The 18,412-nt window shown below is 73.4% G+C and carries 13 protein-coding genes; 11 read left to right on the top strand and 2 right to left on the bottom strand.

Annotation, left to right across the window (positions count from 1 at the left end; all coding sequences use genetic code 11):
* Positions 1 to 888, top strand: an 888-nt coding sequence (locus tag TR46_RS02720; RefSeq protein ID WP_161790082.1) for a DUF4139 domain-containing protein, incomplete at its 5' end; no start/stop codon positions are given.
* Positions 889 to 890: 2 nt separating this feature from the next.
* The gene (locus tag TR46_RS02715) at positions 891 to 2,525 is read left to right on the top strand and encodes a mucoidy inhibitor MuiA family protein (RefSeq protein ID WP_042392713.1); all 1,635 of its coding nucleotides are present in this window, start codon (positions 891 to 893) and stop codon (positions 2,523 to 2,525) included.
* Positions 2,526 to 2,550: 25 nt separating this feature from the next.
* Here TR46_RS02715 and TR46_RS02710 read toward each other — a convergent pair whose 3' ends face one another.
* Complete coding sequence (locus tag TR46_RS02710) at positions 2,551 to 3,660, bottom strand: phosphotransferase family protein (RefSeq protein WP_042392711.1); 1,110 nt, start codon at positions 3,658 to 3,660, stop codon at positions 2,551 to 2,553.
* A complete protein-coding gene (locus TR46_RS02705) occupies positions 3,660 to 4,940 on the bottom strand; it encodes an Rv3169 family protein (RefSeq protein WP_236655179.1) in 1,281 nt (426 codons plus the stop codon). The genes TR46_RS02710 and TR46_RS02705 overlap by 1 nt, the downstream gene beginning before the upstream one ends.
* A gap of 379 nt (positions 4,941 to 5,319) precedes the next feature.
* On the opposite strand from TR46_RS02705, the gene TR46_RS02700 reads away from it, so the two are divergent.
* From TR46_RS02700 to mmuM, 9 genes are all read left to right on the top strand, one after another.
* Positions 5,320 to 7,842, top strand: coding sequence for a sensor histidine kinase (locus TR46_RS02700; protein ID WP_439654334.1), 2,523 nt, complete (start codon positions 5,320 to 5,322; stop codon positions 7,840 to 7,842).
* On the top strand, positions 7,839 to 8,510 hold the full coding sequence (locus TR46_RS02695; protein WP_042392707.1) for a response regulator: 672 nt from the start codon (positions 7,839 to 7,841) through the stop codon (positions 8,508 to 8,510). Before TR46_RS02700 ends, TR46_RS02695 begins: the two co-directional genes overlap by 4 nt.
* A gap of 274 nt (positions 8,511 to 8,784) precedes the next feature.
* The gene (locus TR46_RS02690; protein ID WP_042392820.1) at positions 8,785 to 12,444 is read left to right on the top strand and encodes a DNA polymerase III subunit alpha; all 3,660 of its coding nucleotides are present in this window, start codon (positions 8,785 to 8,787) and stop codon (positions 12,442 to 12,444) included.
* The gene (locus tag TR46_RS02685) at positions 12,441 to 13,445 is read left to right on the top strand and encodes a DNA polymerase Y family protein (RefSeq protein WP_042392705.1); all 1,005 of its coding nucleotides are present in this window, start codon (positions 12,441 to 12,443) and stop codon (positions 13,443 to 13,445) included. Before TR46_RS02690 ends, TR46_RS02685 begins: the two co-directional genes overlap by 4 nt.
* A gap of 92 nt (positions 13,446 to 13,537) precedes the next feature.
* Positions 13,538 to 14,863, top strand: coding sequence for an MFS transporter (locus tag TR46_RS02680; protein WP_161790081.1), 1,326 nt, complete (start codon positions 13,538 to 13,540; stop codon positions 14,861 to 14,863).
* Between the two features lie 105 nt (positions 14,864 to 14,968).
* Positions 14,969 to 15,751, top strand: coding sequence for a hypothetical protein (locus TR46_RS39050; RefSeq protein ID WP_052432500.1), 783 nt, complete (start codon positions 14,969 to 14,971; stop codon positions 15,749 to 15,751).
* Positions 15,752 to 15,793: 42 nt separating this feature from the next.
* The gene (locus TR46_RS02670) at positions 15,794 to 16,753 is read left to right on the top strand and encodes a D-2-hydroxyacid dehydrogenase family protein (protein ID WP_042392703.1); all 960 of its coding nucleotides are present in this window, start codon (positions 15,794 to 15,796) and stop codon (positions 16,751 to 16,753) included.
* Positions 16,754 to 16,828: 75 nt separating this feature from the next.
* Positions 16,829 to 17,071: a hypothetical protein gene (locus TR46_RS02665; protein WP_042392702.1), complete on the top strand. Its 243-nt coding sequence runs from the start codon at positions 16,829 to 16,831 to the stop codon at positions 17,069 to 17,071.
* A gap of 135 nt (positions 17,072 to 17,206) precedes the next feature.
* A complete protein-coding gene (gene mmuM, locus TR46_RS02660; RefSeq protein ID WP_042392700.1) occupies positions 17,207 to 18,145 on the top strand; it encodes a homocysteine S-methyltransferase in 939 nt (312 codons plus the stop codon).
* Positions 18,146 to 18,412: the final 267 nt, after the last annotated feature.

Below are 18,412 nucleotides of genomic sequence, written 5' to 3'. Positions count from 1 at the left end.
GCCCAGAAGGCGGCGGCCTTCGGCGCCGCCCCCCAGCAGGCCGCCCCCGCTCCCGACCAGGCCCTGCGCGACCTCGCCCAACTCGCCCTCGCCGGGCCGGACGAGCCCGCCGCCGAGCGCGGGCTGCTGCGTCCCGCCGGGGCGGCCCTCGGCGCGGTAGTGACCGAGTACCGCCGGCGTGCGGAGCTGGTGTCGCGGTATGCGCTGCCGCCGCACTCCGTGCCGGTGCGCCGGTCCGCCGGGTCGTTCGACCACCGCTACGACACCGAGTCCACGGTGGACGTCCCCGCCGACGGCGCCTGGCACACCGTGCCGGTGCTGGAGTTCCCGGTCGAACTGGCCGCCGAGCACGTCTGCGTCCCGGCCGTCGACCCCCGGGTCTACGCCGCGGTGCAGTTGGGCAACACCAGCCCGCACGCCCTGCTGGCCGGGGCGGCCGAGGTCACCGTGGACGGCGCCTACCTGATGACGGTTCAGCTGCCGACCCTCGCCCCCGGCCAGCACCGCCGGGTCGGCATCGGCGTGGTGGAGAGCGTGCAGGTGGCCCGGCACACCCGGATGCGGGAGTCCACCGCCGGGCTGCGCGGCGGCACCGTCGTGCTGGAGCACTCGGTCGAGATCGAGCTGGCCAACCGGCTCGGCCGCCCGGTCACCGTGGAGGTCCGCGAGCGGGTCCCGGTCGGCGGCGACAAGGACGTCAAGGTCGAGGAGCAGCCGGCCACCCCGCCGTGGACGGTGGTGCCGCCCGAGCAGGACGAGCAGCACCAGCGCGGCATGCGGGTCTGGAAGGTCACCCTGGAGCCGCACGCCAAGCGGCAGTTGAACGGCGGCTACGCGGTCAGGATCCCGGCGGCGAAGGCCGTCCTCGACGGCAACAGGAGGCTCTGAGCATGGCAAGTACGGCTCCGGCGACCAAGGACGGCGTGATCCCCTGCCCGGTCACCGCGGCGACCCTGCTGGAGGACCGGGCCGAGCTCCGGCGCACCGCCGTGCTCGACGCCGGGCTGCCGGCCGGCACCCACCGGCTGCGGCTCGGGCCGGTCGGTCCGCTGGCGGTCGACCGGTCCCTGCGCGCCGAGTTGGAGGCGATGGGGGCGGCGGCCGACATCCGCGACGTGCGGCTGGTCCGGCTCTACACCCCGCCGCCCGAGGGCGCACCGGGCCCGGACGCCTCGGCCCTGCGCCACCGGGTGCACGAACTCACGGAGCTGATGCGCCGGTTGGAGGCGGACCAGGAGCGGACCGGGACCCGGGTCGCGGTACTGGAGCAACTGCTGGAGGAACTGCGCCGGGACATCGCCGAGAGCACCGGCGCCGGCGAGGCCGACCCCGGGCGCTGGACCGCCGAGCTGGACCGCGCCTACGGCGAGCACACCAGGCATGCGGACGCCCAGCGGGTGCTGCTGCGGCGGATCGCCCGGACCCGTACCGAACTCGGCAGCGCCAAGGAGGCGCTGGACGCGGCCGAGGAGCAGCCACTGGTGCTGTCCGCCTTCGTCGACGTGGTGGTCGAGACCGGCGAGCCGCTCCCGGAGGGGGCCCGGCTGCGGCTGGTGCACCTCACCCCCTGCGCCCTCTGGCGGCCCGCCTACCGGGCCGAACTGTCCGCCGACGGGAGGTCGCTGGCGCTGCAGTGCGACGCGGTCGCCTGGCAGCGCACCGGCGAGGACTGGACCGGCGCCGAGCTGTCCCTCTCCACCGCCAGGACCACCCAGGCCGCCGAGCCCCCGAACCTCAGCGAGGACGTGCTGCTGCTGGTGGACCGCACCCCGGAGGAGCGCCGCACGATCGAGGTCGACCTGCGGGAGGTCGACATCCAGAACGTCGGCCCGACGGAGGACGGTTCGCCGGTGCAGGACGCGGCGCAGGCCGCGGCCGCAGCGCTGACCCTGCCCGGGGTGGACGACGGCGGCGAGGCCCGGCTGCTGACCGCGCCCGCTCCGGTCGATCTGCCCTCGGACGGACGGGCGCACCGGATCGGACTGGCCTCGGCGACGCTGCCGGCCAGGGCCGAGTACAGCTGTGCCCCGGAACTGTCGCCGCTGGTCACCCAGGTCGCCCGGTTCAGCAACAGCACCGGGCAGGTGCTGCTCTCCGGCCCGGTGGACCTGGTCCGGGGCAGCGGCTTCGTGGGCCGGAGCGAGCTGCGCTTCACCGCCGAGGGCGCCCCGGCCGAGCTCTCCTTCGGCAGTGAGGACACCTTCCGGGTGACCCGCTCGGTCGAGGAGTCCCGCGACACCACGGCGGTCACCGGGCGCACCGTCATCACCCGCACCGTCCGGCTCGCGCTCTCCCGCTTCGCGCCCGCGGACGCCGGGCCGCTGTCGGTGGTGGTGCGCGAACGCATCCCGGTCTCCGAGATCACCGCGGTCGAGGTCCGCCTCGACAAGGAGCGCAGCTCGCCGACGCCGGAGGGGGCGGACGCCGACGGCATCGTCCGCTACGACCTCACCCTGAACGCCGACGACCGCCGCACCCTGACGCTGGGCTACGAGATCACGGCGTCGAGGGCGGTGATGGTCTGACGACGGGTCAGTCGGGCTGTCGGAGTCAGTCGTTCTCCACCAGCTGCTCCAGCCTGGCCCGGTGCATGATCAGCCGGTCCGGGTCGGCCGGCGCCTCGGCCTCGCCGAAGTGCAGCTGCCGGTAGCCGATCCGCAGCATCACCACGGCGTGCCGCAGCGCCGCGTACAGCAGATGGAACTCCATGTCCCGCGGGGTGTGGCCGGTCAGCTCGGCGTACCGGGCGCAGATCCGCCCCGGTTCCAGGAAGTCCGGCATCCCGGGGAGGCCCGAGCTCTCGGTCAGGTCCTGGAAGAAGCGGTGCAGGAAGAGCAGCCAGGCCAGGTCGAGTTCGCGCGGACCGAGCGAGGCCATCTCCCAGTCGAGCACCCCGACCGGGTCGAAGCCCCGGTAGACGATGTTCCCGATCCTGGCGTCGCCCCAGCTCAGCACGGTCGGGCCCTCGTCGCGCGGCCAGAGCTGCTCCAGCCGCGCGAAGGCCCGCTCGATGAGCGGGGAGCGCGGCCGCCCGTCCACCACCCAGGCGTAGTAGTCCCGCTGCTCGTCCACATGCCGGCGCAGCGGGCTGCGGAAGGAGAGCCAGGAGCCGGGGAGCGGAGGCGCCAGGAACGCGGCCTCCTCGGCAGGGACGGAGTGCAGCCCGGCCAGCACCTCCAGGGTGGCCTGCTCCAGGTGGGCGCGTTCGGCCGGGGCGGCGTCGGACAGCCAGTTCCCGCCGTAGGTGTAGGGCATCACATCGGGCGGCACCCGGCCTTCGAGCCGTTCCATCACGAATCCGGCCGCGCCCAGCGGCGCCGGGTCGGTCTCCAACCGCAGCAGTCGCGGCACCGGCACCTTGGTCCGCTCACCGACCAGCTGGATCGCCCGGTACTGCCGCTCCATGTCGTAGCGCGGGAAGACCGCGTAGGCGTTGGGGTCGGCGGCCAGCCGCAGCACGCAGGGCTGGACCGGACGGTCCGGCCGCTCCAGGTCGAAGAGCACCGTCTCGCTGGACATGCCGTTGGTGGGCGGCACGGTCAGCTCGCCCACGGTCGCCCCCGGAAGCCACTCGGCCACCCAGGCGCCGAGGCGTCGCCGCAGCTCGGCGGGGTCGCGGGTGGTGGTACGGGGACGCGGGGCCCGCGGCGCGGCCGGCATCAGCGGGCACCTCCGCCCTGGGCCGCGGCGTCGGGTGCCACGCCGCTGTCCGGTGCCACGCCGCTGTCCGGTGCCAAGGCGTCCTGAGGCACGGCGTCCTGAGCGGCGGCGTCCTGGGCGGCGGCGTCCTGAGCCACGGAGCCGAAGCCGGCGAAGCCGCTGGGGCCGTGGCGGCCGAAGCTGCCGTGCTCGAAGATGCCGTGGCCGACCTCGCCGTCCAGGGTGAACCTGGCCGCATGGTCGGTGACCCCGTACGCGGCCACGCCCAGCCCCCTCCCGTCGCCGAGGTCGTACACCGTGCGCTCGCTCCAGCCCCGGCCCTGCCAGGTCCCGTGCTGCCAGTCCTGCGCGGGCGGGTAGCCGGCGCCGATCGCCAGCGGGCTGCCGAGCAGCACCTCGGCCCGGACCTCCAGCGGCTTGCGGGCGGCGTCGGTGAGGTGGATCACCGCCGAGCGCGGCTCCCTGGTCCCGGGCGTGTAGGCGATGTCGACATACGGCCAGCCCAACTGCTCGTCCCTGCGCCCGCTGCCGTCCCGGTACACCGCGACCGCGTCGTTCAGGGTCCGGTAGCCGTCCGCGTCCTCCTGGAGCACCACCATCACCATCCGGTCCCGGAACCGGATCGGGCACCAGACCCAGTGGAAGCCCTCGGTGCGGTGCTCCTCGGCCGCGCGTCCCGGCTGCTCGCCGGGGATCGGGCGGACGCCCCAACTGCGGTCCCGGGTACCGGTCCAGCCGTCGGGGGTGACGGTGTACTCGACGCCGGCGGCGCGTACGGTGCCGGAGGGGGCGCCCGCCTGGACGAAGCGCCGCCCCTCCAGGGTGAGCCGGTCGCCGGTGCGGGCCACATGGTGCGGCTCCCACAGGGCCGGGAACTCGGCCTCCCAGGTCAGGTCGAAGCTGAGCCCCTCCTCGGTGCCTTCGTCGCCGGGGTCCGGCTCACAGACCAGCCGCAGGGTGTGCAGCGGCTTGCGCACCTCGATCCGCAGCGGGCCGACGGCCAGCTGCATCCGGTCGTCGCCCAGCGCGTCGGAGGCCCGGACGGCGTGCAGCCGGTCACCGGTGCGCAGGGTGGCGTAGGCGTCGATCACCCCGGTGTTCGGGTAGACCCCCAGCCCGGCGATCAGCAGCGCGCTGCCGTCGTGGTCGAACACATGGAAGATGCAGCGGTCGTAGGCGTTGCGGTCCCCGGTGGCGACATGGCGCATCGAGAGCGGCACCTGGTGCACCGGGTACTCGTCGAGGGGTACCGGACGGTCGGCGTTCGCGTGCTGGGACATCGGACGTGGCCTCCCCGGGCAGCTCCATCTGACGGTACGTCAGAATCTGTGGGCCGGACCATACCCCTGCAGCACCGCTGCGGCCCGGATGCTGACGCGCCAGGAGACCCTCGACGACTTCCGCCGCCGCGACATCGGCCGCTGAAGCCGGCCGGGCGCCGCGTCAAGGAACCGTCAAGGTTCGACGGACCCGCGCAAGGGAACCGTCAACCCCTGCGGCGGGGCGCCTGACGTGCTGTTTCCTGACGGTGAGCATGGTGGATGCGGTGGTGAAGGCTCGGGAAAGTCGGGAAAGGGCAGCCCGTTGGCACGGTACGGCGGCGTAGGTCGGTTGAAGGTCTTCCTGGGAGCCGCCCCTGGTGTGGGCAAGACCTATCGGATGCTGGACGAGGCGCGGCGCCGGTCCGGGCGGGGGACCGATGTGGTGGTGGCGTTCGTGGAGTGCCATGGGCGTCGGGACACCGAGGAGAAGTTGGCGGGGCTGGAGGTGCTGCCGCGGTTGGTGCGGGAGTACCGGGGGGCCTCGTTCACCGAGATGGATCTGGACGCGGTGCTGGCGCGGCGTCCGGAGGTGGCGCTGGTGGACGAGCTGCCGCACACCAACGTCCCAGGTGGGCGGAACGCGAAGCGGTGGGAGGACATCCAGGAGCTGCTGGATGCCGGTATCGACGTGCTGACGACAGTGAATGTGCAGCATCTGGAGTCCCTCAACGATGTGGTCGAGAAGATCACGGGGGTGCCGCAGCGGGAGACCGTACCGGACGAGGTGGTGCGGCGGGCGGACCAGATCGAGTTGGTGGACGTGGCGCCGGAGGGGCTGCGGCGTCGGATGGCGCACGGTTCGATCTATGCGCCGGAGAAGGTGGATGCGGCGCTGTCGCACTACTTCCGGGTGGGCAATCTGTCGGCGCTGCGTGAGCTGGCGCTGTTCTGGCTGGCCGGGCGGGTGGACGAGGGGCTGCAGAACTACCGGGCCGAGCACGGGATAGCGGCGGTGTGGGAGACCCGGGAACGGGTCGTGGTCGCGCTGACCGGCGGTCCGGAGGGGGAGACGCTGATCCGGCGTGCGGCGCGGATCGCGGCGAGGGCGGCCGGCGGTGACCTGCTGGCGGTGCATGTGGCGCGCAGCGACGGGCTGGCGGATGCCAATCCGGCGGCGCTGGCGGCGCAGCGGCGGTTGGTGGAGAGCCTGGGCGGGAGCTACCACTCGGTGGTGGGCGACGCGGTGCCGCGGGCGTTGATCGATTTCGCGCGGGCCGAGAACGCGACCCAGTTGGTGCTGGGCACCAGCCGGCGCGGCACCCTGGTCCGCTCGCTGACCGGGCGGGGGATCGGCGAGACGGTGGTGGCGCTGTCGGGGGACATCGACGTCCACATGGTCACCCATGAGCAGTCGGGACGCGGGCGCCGGCTTCCCGTCCCGGGGCGGCTGCACTCGCAGTCGCGGCGGATCGCCGGGCCGCTGGCCGGGCTGGTGACTCCGTTCCTGCTGACGGTGCTGCTCAGTCAGATGCGCGGTGACATCAATCTGACCAGCGACATCCTGATCTTCCTGGTGGCGGTGGTCGGCGTCTCGCTGCTGGGCGGGGTGCTGTCGGCGCTGCTGGCGTCGTTGATCGCGTCGCTGCTGTTGAACTACTACTTCATTCCGCCGATCCACCGGTTCACCATCAATGATCCCAACAACTTCCTGGCGCTGGTGGTCTTCGCGGCCGTGGCGATCGTGGTGGCGGTGGTGGTGGACCGGGCGGCGCGGTTGGCGCGGCGGGCGGCGCGGGCGACGGCGGAGGCGGAGACGCTGTCGGCGCTGGCGGGCAGTGTGCTGGGCGGGGAGAGCGCGGTGGAGGCCCTGCTGGCCCGGCTGCGGGAGACCTTCGGCATGGAGTCGGTCGAACTGCGCGACGCGGACGGCTCCGGGGCCGAGCCCGGGTCCGGCTCCGAGTCCGGCTCCGGGTCCGGCCCCCGGTCCGTAGCCGCCGGGGAGGGCGAGGCGGTGGAGGAGGTCCAGGTCGGCGACGACGCGGTGCTGGTGCTGCGGGGGCGGCCGTTGCCGGCTGCTGACCGGCGGGTGCTGGCGGCGTTCGCGGCGCATGTGGCGGCGGCGTTGGACCGGGCCCGGCTGGCGGAGGTGGCGGCGGAGGTGGAGCCGGTCAAGGCGGCGGACCGGATGCGGACGGCACTGCTGGCCGCGGTCAGCCACGACCTGCGCACGCCGTTGGCGGTGGCGCTGGCCTCGGTCAGTTCGCTGCGCAGCCAGGACGTGCAGTTCTCAGCGGAGGACCAGCAGGAGCTGCTGGCCAGCGCCGAGGACTCGCTGGGCAAGCTGAACCGCCTGGTCGACAACCTGCTGGACATGAGCCGGCTGCAGGCCGGCGTCCTGCCGATGGACCTGCAGCCCACCGCCCTGGAGGACGTGCTGTCCGCCGCGATGGATTCCCTCGCCGACGGCAGACCGCCCAATCTCAGGGTGCAGGGCCTGGAGGAGGTGCCGGCGGTGCTGGCCGACGGTCCGCTGCTGGAGCGGGTGGTGGCCAACCTGGTCGCCAACGCCCTGCGCCACAGCGGCGACGCCCCGGTCCTGGTCACCGCGAGCGCACTGGCCGGGCAGGTCGAGTTCCGGGTGATCGACCACGGGCCCGGACTGCCCGAGGACGACCGGGAGCGGGTGTTCCTGCCGTTCCAGCGCCTGGGCGACACCGACAACGAGAACGGCGTCGGCCTGGGCCTTGCCCTCTCCCGGGGCCTGGCCGAGGCGATGGGCGGCACGCTCGTCCCCGAGGACACCCCCGGTGGCGGCCTGACCATCGTCCTCTCGCTGCCGGCCCCGGAACCCGTGACCTCGGTGTCCGCCGCGTCCGCCTTCCCTCAGCTGACGGCTCCGGACGGAGAAGCACACCCGTGACCCGAGTCCTCGTCGTGGACGACGAACCGCAGATGCTGCGGGCGCTCCAGATCAACCTGGAGGCCCGCCGGTACACCGTCGCCACCGCCCTGGACGGCGACCGCGCCCTGGACGAGGCCGCCGAGACCCCGCCCGACGCGGTCATCCTCGACCTCGGCCTGCCCGGCCTGGACGGCACCGAGGTCATCCGCGCGCTGCGGATCCGGAGCGCGGTCCCGGTGATCGTGCTCTCCGGACGCTCCGGCGCGGCCGACAAGGTCATCGCCCTGGACGCGGGCGCCGACGACTACGTCACCAAGCCCTTCTCGATGAACGAACTCCTGGCCCGGCTGCGCGCGGTGCTGCGCCGTCCGGCCTCGGACGAGCCGATCGGCGGCAGCGCGGTGATCGGCGACCACACCGTGGACCTGGCCGGCTGCACCGTCCGGCCGGTCCCGATCCGGCTCACCCCGACCGAGTGGCGCATCCTCACGGTGCTGGTCCAGCACCCCGGACGGCTGGTGACCGGCCGTCAACTGCTGCTGGACGTCTGGGGACCCGGCCATGAGCGCAAGACCAACTACCTCCGGGTCTACCTGGCCGGGCTGCGCCGCAAGCTGGAACGCGACCCGGCCCACCCCCGGCACCTGCTGACCGAACCGGGGATGGGCTACCGCTTCGAGCCGTGAACGGCGGGTCGCGGACGGGCCACGCAGAAGCGGCCGACCGAGCCATGGGTGATCCGGGCGAACAGTCCGCGCCGCAGCCGCCCCGAGCCAGCCCTTTGACACCCCCTGACGCCGCCCCCGAACGCTTTGGCACTGCCTTGACCGCCCTGCCGCCCGGACGTCGCCACCTCCCCCTTCCACCTCCCTTCCTCCCAGCTCATCCGAGACATTCCATCGAATGCATGTTCGAGAGATGCCCCTATGATGGATGTGGAAGCTGTGGTCCGAGGGTCGGATGGGGAGGGGAGCGGGTGACTGGCAGGAGGCGGCTGTGTCGTTTACGCATCTGCGTGCCGTCTCCGGATTCTCCGCCCGCTACGGGGCCAGTCATCCGGAGCGGTTGGCCGAGCGCGCCGCCGAACGCGGTCTGGACGCGCTTGCGCTCACCGACCGGGACACCCTGGCCGGGGCCGTGCGCTTCGCCAAGGCCTGCCGGGCGGCCGGGGTCCGCCCGCTGTTCGGGGTGGACCTCGCGCTGCCCGGCCATGAGGATGTGACGCCCGCCGCGCAGGCTCGAACGCAGCAGATTCGAACGCAGCAGGCTCGAACGCAGCAGGCTCGAACGCCGACGCGGCTCCCGTCCGCCGTGCGCCGGCGCACGCCTGTGCGCGGGGGTGCGTTCATCGACGAGAGCGCCCCGCGCGGGGTGTTCCTGGCGCGCGACCGGGCGGGCTGGGCGGCCCTGTGCGCCCTGGTCACGGCCGCGCACGCGGGGGGCGCGGACGATGCGCCCGCCCTTCGCTGGTCCGACCTCGAACAGATCGCCGACGCGGCGGCCGGCCGTCTCTTCGTGCTGCTCGGCCCCGGTTCCGAGGTCGGCGCCGCGCTCGCGGCCGGACGCCCCGACCGTGCCGCCCGGCTGATCGTGCCCTGGCGGCGGCTGTTCCCGGACACCCTGTGCCTGGAGGCGGTCCACCACCCGGTCGCGGCCACCGCGGGCACCGGCCCCGGCAGCCTGCGGCTGGCCGCCCGCACCCTCGGCTTCGCCGAGGAGCAGGGCCTGCCCGTGGTGCTCACCAACCAGGTCCGCTACGCCGACCCCGGCGGGCGGCGGCTGGCCGACGTGCTGGACTCGGCCCGGCTGCTGGTGCCGATCGACGCCCGCAAGCCGCAGCAGCGCGACAGCGGCGAGGGGTGGCTCAAGGACACCGGGGACATGGCCCGACTCGCCGACCAGATCGCCGACGCCGCAGGCCAGGGCCGGGACGGGGCCCGCCGGCTGCTGGCGGCGACCCGCGCGGTGGCCGAGGCCTGCCTGGTCGATCCGCAGGACGACCTGGGCCTGGGCACCGTGCACTTCCCCGAGCCCGAGCTGGTCGGCGCCGAGCGCCGCGGCGCCGACCGGGTGCTGCGCTCTCGCTGCGCCACCGCCATGGTCCGCCGCGGCTACCACCGCCGTCCCCGTCGGCTCGGCTACTGGGAGCGGCTGGACAGCGAGCTGGACACCATCGCGCAGCTCGGCTTCGCCGGCTACTTCCTCACCGTCGCCCAGGTCGTGGACGACACCAGGGCACTGGGCATCCGGGTCGCCGCGCGCGGCTCGGCGGCCGGGTCGCTGGTGGTCCACCTGCTCGGCATCGCCACCGCCGACCCGGTCGAACACGGGCTGCTGATGGAGCGCTTCCTCTCGGTCCGCCGCCGGGCCATGCCCGACATCGACATCGACGTGGAGTCGGCCCGCCGGCTGGACGTCTACCGGGCGATCTTCGAACGCTTCGGCACCGAGCGCACCGCCACCCTGGCCATGCCGGAGACCTACCGGGTCCGCCACGCCATCCGCGACACCGGCGCGGCCCTGGGCCTGGACCCGCAGGAGATCGACCGGCTGGCCAAGGCCTTCCCGCACATCCGCGCCAAGGACGCCCGCGCCGCCCTGGCCGAACTGCCCGAACTGCGCGCCGTCGCGGCCGAGGACCACGGGCCGCTGTGGGAACTGGTCGAGGGCCTGGACGGGCTGTCGCGCGGCACCGCCATGCACCCCTGCGGCGTGATCATCTCGGACGCCTCGCTGCTCGCCCGCACCCCGGTGGTGCCCACCCCCGGCGAGGGCTTCGCCATGTCGCAGTTCGACAAGGAGGACGTCGAGGACCTCGGCCTGCTGAAACTGGACGTGCTCGGCGTCCGGATGCAGTCGGCGATGGCGTACGCGGTCGCCGAGATCACCCGCGCCACCGGCGAGCGGATCGACCTGGACGACCCGGCCCAGGTCCCGCCGGAGGACCCGGCCACGATGGCGCTGATCCGCTCCGCGGAGACCCTGGGCTGCTTCCAGATCGAGTCGCCCGGCCAGCGCGACCTGGTCGGACGGCTGCAGCCGGAGACCTTCCAGCACCTGGTGGTGGACATCTCGCTGTTCCGTCCCGGACCGGTGTCGGCCGACATGGTCAAGCCCTTCATCGAGTCCCGGCACGGCCGCCGCGCCCCCGCCTATCCGCACCCGGACCTGGCCGAGGCGCTGGGGGAGACCTACGGCGTCGTCATCTTCCATGAGCAGGTGATCGAGATCATGCACATCATGACCGGCTGTGACCGGAGCATGGCCGATGAGGCCCGGCGCGGGCTGTCCAAGCCGGAGAGCCAGGGCCGGGTCAGGGCCTGGTTCGGCGCGGGTGCGCGCAGCCGCGGCTACAGCACCGAGGTGATCCGGCGCACCTGGGAGATCCTGGAGGCGTTCGGCGCCTACGGTTTCTGCAAGGCGCACGCCACGGCCTTCGCCGTGCCGACGTACCAGTCGGCCTGGCTGAAGACCCACCGCGCCGCCGCCTTCTACGCCGGGATCCTCACCCACGACCCGGGGATGTACCCGAAGCGGCTGCTGCTCGCGGACGCCCGGCGGCGCGGAGTGCCGGTGCTGCCGCTGGATGTGAACCGGTCCGAACAGGACTTTAGAATCGAACTGGTGTCTGATGAGACCTCACGATCCGGACGCTGGGGCGTGCGGCTGGCCCTGTCCGAGATCCAGGGCATCACCGAGGCCGAGACCGCGCGGATCATCTCGGCCAGGGCCGCCCAGCCCTACGGCTCGCTGCCCGACCTCTGGCGCCGGGCCCGTCCCTCCCGTCCGCTCGCCGAACGGCTGATCCAGGTCGGCGCGCTGGACCCGCTCGCCCGCGGCGCGGGCCGCCGCGACCTGCTGCTGCAGCTCGCCGAACTGCACCGGGATGACCGCAACCGGCCCGGCGACGGCCAACTCCCGCTGCTCGCAGTCGATCCCGACGCGCCCGCGGAGCCAGCCGGGCTGCCCGAACCCGATTCCGACGAGCGCCTCGGCGCCGAGCTCGACATCCTCGGACTCGACGCCTCCCGCCATCTCATGACGACCCATCACGCCTTCCTGGAGGAGCTCGGCGTCACCTCGGCCGCCCGGCTGCGGCGGACCCACCACGGCGCGTCCGTCCTGGTCGCGGGCATCAGGGCGGCCACCCAGACACCCCCGATCCGCTCCGGCCGCCGGGTCATCTTCACCACCCTGGACGACGGCAGCACCGCGGGCCTGGTGGACCTGGCCTTCTTCGAGGACAGCCACCCCCGCTGCGCCGCCGTGGTCTTCCACAACGGCCTGCTGCTGGTCAGAGGCATCGTCCAGCGGCGCGGCCGGCAGAGCCTCAGCGTGGTCGGCAACGCCGCCTGGAGCCTGACCGAACTGGCCGAACTGCGCCGCACCGGCGGTCTTGAGGCCGTCGCCGCCCGCCTCGCCGCCGAGGCGGCCCCGGACGCGCCGGGCTCAGGCGCCCCGAACGCTGACGGGACCGTTCCCGGCGAGGAGGGGACCGGCCGCAGCATCCGGATGTCCACCGGCTACGAACTCCACCCCTGGGCCGACCTCAAGACCCCCGGCAGCCCGGTCGCCGACACCCGCCGCCTCTGGCACTCCAGCCCCGGGAGCGCGGGATGACCGACCGTCAGGCAGCAATCCTGCACGTAGCCCTGCACCGGCCCGGCGCCGGCGCCCCGCTCGCCGCCGAGGCGTACGACCGCGCCCTCGACATCCTGCGCGACATCACCCCGGTGGTCGAACCGCTGCCCCCGAACGCCGCCCTGCTCGACGTCCGGGGCGCCGAGCGGTACTTCGGCAAGGACGCCGTCCAACTCGCGGCGCGGATCCGGGTCCTGACCCTGGTCCGGCAGGACGTGGACTGCACCATCGGCATCGCCGCCAACCCGCTGCTGGCCCGGCTCGCCGCCAACGCCTCCGCCCCCGGCGGGATCCGCGTCCTGGCCGACCCCGGGGCCGCGCGGGCCTTCCTCGCCCCGCTGCCGGTCCTCGCCCTGCCCGGAGTCGGCCCGGGCACCGCCCGCACCCTCGGCGGCTTCGGCCTGGACACCGTCGGCCGGCTGGCGGCCGCCCCGCTGCCCACCCTCCAGCGCATCCTCGGCACCGGCCCCGGCCGCCAACTCCACCTGCGCGCCCAGGGGATCGACCCCACCCCGGTCGCCACCGGCACCCCCACCCGCTCGCTGGCCGCCGAGCACCGCTTCGACCGCGACGAACTCGATCCGGTCGAACACCGGCGCGTGCTCCTGGAGCTGACGCACCATCTGGGATCCCGCCTGCGCACCGGCGGCCAGGCCGCCGCCGCGCTCACCCTCACCGTCCGCTACGCCGACCGCACCACCAGCACCCGCAGCCGCACCCTCCCCGAGCCCACCGCGCACACCCCGGCGCTGACCGCCACCGCCTACCAGCTCTACGAGGCCCTGGGCCTGCAGCGGGCCAGAGTCCGCAGCGCCGCCCTCCGGGCCGAGTCCGTCCGCCCCGCCGAGCTGGCCCCGCACCAGCTCAGCCTGGACCCGGCCGACGACCGCGACCGCCGCCTCGAAGCCGTCATCGACCGCACCACCGCCCGCTACGGCAACACCGGCCTCACCAGGGCATCCCTGCACCGTGTCGCCTGAACCGACGCTGCGCTAACCTCCTTCGAACACTGACGACTGTCATGCACGTCTCGGGCTACGGGGGCCTCGTGATATCCGCGCGTATCGAAAAGGTGCTGATCAACCGTGACTACGCGCGGCTCTGGTACGGGGAGGCGGTCTCCACCGTCGGCGACTACGTCTTCGGCACCACCCTGGTGCTGTGGGTCGCCACCGTGCTGGGCAAGGGCCAGTCCTGGGCTCCGGCGGCCGTCAGCGGGGTGATGCTGGCGATCGGCGCGGCGGTGCTGGCCGTGGGACCGCCGGCCGGGGTGTTCGTCGACCGCTGGGACCGCAGACGCATCATGCTGTGCACCGAGGTGGCCCGCGGGGTGGCGGTGGGGATGCTCGCCGCGGTCTCGTTCCTGCCGGTCTCCGCACTCCCGGTCGGGGCCTGGCTCGGTCTGATCTACACCCTGGTGTTCCTGGTCAACGCCTGCGGGCAATTCTTCAACCCGGCCAGGCTCGCGGTCATCGGCGAGGTGGTCGAAGGGGAGACGGACCGCGCCCGCGCGGCCGGCCTGGGCCAGGCCACCATGGCGACCGCCTCACTGATCGGGCCGCCGCTGGCGGCCCCGCTGCTCTTCACCGCCGGGTTCCAGTGGGCGCTTCTGCTCAACGCCCTCTCCTACGCCTTCTCCTGGGCCGCGGTCCGATCGGTGCGACTGCCGGAGCACCGGCCGGTCGCCGCAGAGCACGCCCAACGCCCGGACCTGCGTGGGGAGTTCATGTCCGGGCTGCGATTCTTCGCGGGCAGCCGGCGACTGGTGGTGCTGCTGGCCGTGGTCGCGATCATCTCCTGCGGCACCGGAGCGCTCAACTCCCTGGACATCTTCTTCGTCACCGAGAACCTGCACACGGCCCCGCGCCTCTACGGACTTATGGAGACGGTGTTCGGCGTCGGGCTGATCGTCGGGGCGGTGGGTGCGGCAGCGGTGGTGAAGCGGTTCGGCGCCCGCACCACTCTCTGGGTGATGCTGGTGCTGACCGGTCTGGTGCTGGTGGTCTACGCCCGGCAGGACCGGCTCTGGGCCGGAATGCTGGTGGTCGGTCTGGTCGCGGTCCCGGTGGCGATGGTCAACACCGCGGTGTCCCCGCTGCTGCTGGCGGCGACCCCGCAGCAGTACCTGGGCCGGGTCATGGCGGTGATCAACCCGGCGATGCAACTGGCCTCCATGGTCTCGGTGGTGGTCGCGGGATGGCTCGCCAGCACCGTGCTGCAGAACCTGCACGCGCGTGTTGCGGGGATGACCTTCGGCCGGATCGACACCGTCTTCACCGCCTCCGGCGTCATCGTCCTGCTGGCCGGTGTGTACGCCATGGTCGCGCTGCCCAGGAGCGACCCCGCGACGGAGCCGGCATCGGCGCCGGAATCCAGCGACTCCGCCGCAGCCGCCTGAAGCGCCCTCGGGCTCCGGCAGTTGATCCTGACCAAACCTGACGAGGCGCCGTCCCGGGCGTTCAGGATCAGTAGGCTGGAAGCCGAACGGACGGCTGGGGGCAGCATGGAGAACGACTTGTACGGGCACCTGCCGCTGCACACCCCACCGCCAGCGCTCCCGCCGCAGCCGGCGGCGCACATGCCCGCACCGGTGCCGCCGCAGCCGGCACCGCAGTGGCCCGCCTGGTCCTCGCTCGACGAGTACCTGTGGTTCAGCTGCGACATCATCGCCGACCTGCTCGAAGGCCGGATCGACCAGCGTCCGCTGGTCCCGGCCCGGGCCCGGCTGCAGCCCGGCGACCGGGCCCTCGCCGTGGGCCACGCCCAGCGGTACACCTGGCGGGCGATCGGCGACGGCAGTTACACCCAGAGCAGCATGTTCGCCTTCGGCGGCCCGGTCTTCGTGGTCGGCGCGCTGGCCGCCAACGCAGTGGGCAACTCGGTCCGCCGCAACAACGCGGCCAGAGACGCCCAGCCCCGCTGGGTGCTCGACGGCACCGGCGAGGTCACGGTCACCCTCGGCGCCGCCTTCTTCGGACACCCCACCACTTGGCTGAACCTGCACTGGAGCGGCCTGGACTCGCTCGACCTGGTCGCCCCGGACGTGATCCAGACCGGCTTCCGCAACAGCAACGGCGGTGGCTCGGTCTCCATTCAGCTGCGCACCCCATGGGCATCGCTGATCTTCGTGCTGGCCGGCCTCAGCAGCTTCACCGCCCACCCGCAGCTGCTCGGCGGCTACTGGCTCCCGCCCGGATTCGAGGAGCGCTGCGCCGCACTGGGCCGCCCCTGCCGCCCGGCCCAGTCCCTGGTCCTGGCCAAGCTCACCGGCGGAGCCGCGGGCTGACGGGCTGAGCGACGGGACAACCGGCTGACTAGGCTGGACGGTATGAAGCTGCGTTGCGCCGTCCTCGACGACTACCAGAACGTCGCCACCGCCCTGGCCGACTGGACCCCCCTCGCCGACGAGGTGGACGTCGTAAGTTTCACCGACCACTTCGCCACCGAGGACGAACTGGTCCGCGCGATCGAGGCCTTCGACATCGTGGTGACCCTGCGTGAGCGCGTCCCCTTCCCGGCCGCGCTGCTGGACCGGTTGCCCCGGCTCCGACTGCTGGTCGCCTCGGGTATGCGCAATGCCGCCATCGACATGGACGCCGCGCGCGAGCGCGGGGTGACCGTCTGCGGCACCGGCGGCAGCTCCACCCCTACGGTCGAGCTGACCTGGGCACTGCTCCTCGGCCTGGCCCGCGGCATCGTCCCGGAGAACACCGCGCTGCGCACCGGTGGCCGCTGGCAGAGCACCGTCGGCACGGACCTGGCCGGACACCGGCTCGGGCTGCTGGGCCTGGGCAGGATCGGCAGCCTGGTGGCGCGGGTCGGACTGGCCTTCGGCATGGAGGTCACCGCCTGGAGCAGCAACCTCACCAAGGAGCGGGCCGACGAGATCGGCGTCGAACTCGCGTCCGGCCTGGACGAGCTCCTGACCACCAGCGACTTCGTCTCGATCCACCTCGCCCTCGGCGACCGCAGCCGCGGCCTGCTGGGCCCGGCGCAGCTCTCCCTGATGAAGCCGACCGCCTACCTGGTCAACACCTCCCGCGCCGCCATCGTGGACCAGGACGCGCTGGCCGAGGTCCTGCGCGAAGGCCGGATCGCCGGCGCCGCCGTGGACGTCTTCGACCAGGAACCCCTCCCCGCCGACCACCCGATGCGCTCGCTGCCCCGACTGCTGGCCACCCCGCACCTGGGCTACGTCTCCGAGGACAACTACCGCACCTTCTTCGGCCAGATCGTCGAGGACATCCAGGCCTACCTCGCCGGTGACCCGCTCCGCCGCCTCAACTGACCAGCCATGAAGATCCGCCCGGCGGGCAGGGATCACTCCGCAGACGCGACCGACCGCAACTGAGGGAGTGACCGTATGAGCGGATTCCGAGTGACCACCACGGTCGAGGTCGACAAGGAACTGGGCGCGTACGGCGGCGAGCGCCGGCGCGAGGTCGAGGACGCCCTGGAGCGCCTCTCGGACGAGTCGGCCGTGGTCCTGGGCACCCCTGACGGGCCGGGCCGCTATGCGGAGCTGATGCCGGGGCTGGCCTTCTACTGGATCGTCCTGGAGCGGCCCCGCCTGGTCGTCGTCTGGCAGACCGCCGCGCTGGCCTGACGGCGTCGTGGCCTGGCCTGAACGCGCCCTGGCCTGACAGTGCCACGATCCGGCAACACCACGACCTGACAGCGCCCTGAGCTGGTGGTGGGCCGAGGGACAATGGGACCCGGACCCACAGAAGAGGTGCGTCAGTTGTCCGTCCCCCCGCCGTCGCCCAGACCCCCGCTCGCCGCCGCGCTGGCCGCCGGGCCGCTGGTGCTGGACGGGGGGCTGTCCAACCAGCTGGCCGCCGACGGCCACGACCTGTCCGACCGGCTCTGGTCGGCCCGGCTGCTGGCGGACCGCCCGGAGGCGATCGTCAGGGCGCACGCCGCCTACTTCGCGGCGGGCGCGCAGGTCGCGATCACCAGCAGCTACCAGGCCACCTTCGAGGGCTTCGCCCGGCGCGGCCTCGACCGCGCCGAGTCGGCCGCGCTGCTGCGGCGCAGCGTCGAACTCGCCGACCGGGCCCGGGACGAAGCCGCGCAGAACGAGGCCGCAGGTCAGAGCCCCAGGTGGGTGGCCGCGTCGGTCGGCCCGTACGGGGCGATGCTCGCCGACGGGTCGGAGTACCGGGGCGACTACGGGCTGAGCGTCGCCGAGCTGGAACGCTTCCACCGGCCCCGGATGGAGGTGCTCGCGGAGGCGGGCGCCGATGTGCTGGCCCTGGAGACGGTGCCGGACGTCCGGGAGGCGGAGGCGCTGCTGCACGCCCTCGACGGGCTGGGGGTACCGGCTTGGCTCTCCTACAGCGTCGACGGCGAACGCACCCGGGCCGGACAGCCGCTGGCCGAGGCCTTCGCCCTGGCCGCAGGCGTCGACTCGGTGATCGCCGTGGGCGTGAACTGCTGCGCCCCGCAGGACGTGGAGCAGGCCGTGGCGGTAGCCGCCGCCACCACCGGCAGGCCGGTGGTGGCCTACCCCAACAGCGGCGAGAGCTGGAACGCGCGGACCCGGTCCTGGGAGGGCGCCTCCCGCTTCGACCCCCGCCAGGTCGAGGCCTGGACCAGCGCCGGAGCCCGCCTGGTCGGCGGCTGCTGCCGGGTCGGCCCCGAAGCCATCGCCGAACTCGCCGCCGCGCTGCACCGCTGAGGCCGCGGTTCTGCGGGCGCGGCACTGACACGACGTCAGGATCATTCACCCGCGCCGTACTTCGGAACTGCCCTGCGTCACAGCTCTTGACGTGTCACCTGAAAGCCCCAAATATGGGAGCGCTCCCACCGGGCCGTCCAGGTATCCATGCCTGTAGGACGCCCCGTCGACTCTGCCTGCCCCTGCCCGACCGGAGGTAATTCACGTTGGAACTGGGAGCGCGCCCAACCCTGCGCCGATGACGGACCGCTGCTCCCCACCACCCCC

It is taken from the genome of Streptacidiphilus carbonis (assembly GCF_000787775.1).
GTDB classification, from domain to species: Bacteria; Actinomycetota; Actinomycetes; order Streptomycetales; family Streptomycetaceae; genus Streptacidiphilus; species Streptacidiphilus carbonis.
The sequence above is the reverse complement of the archived record's forward strand: the minus strand, read 5'-3'. Positions and strand labels throughout refer to the sequence as shown.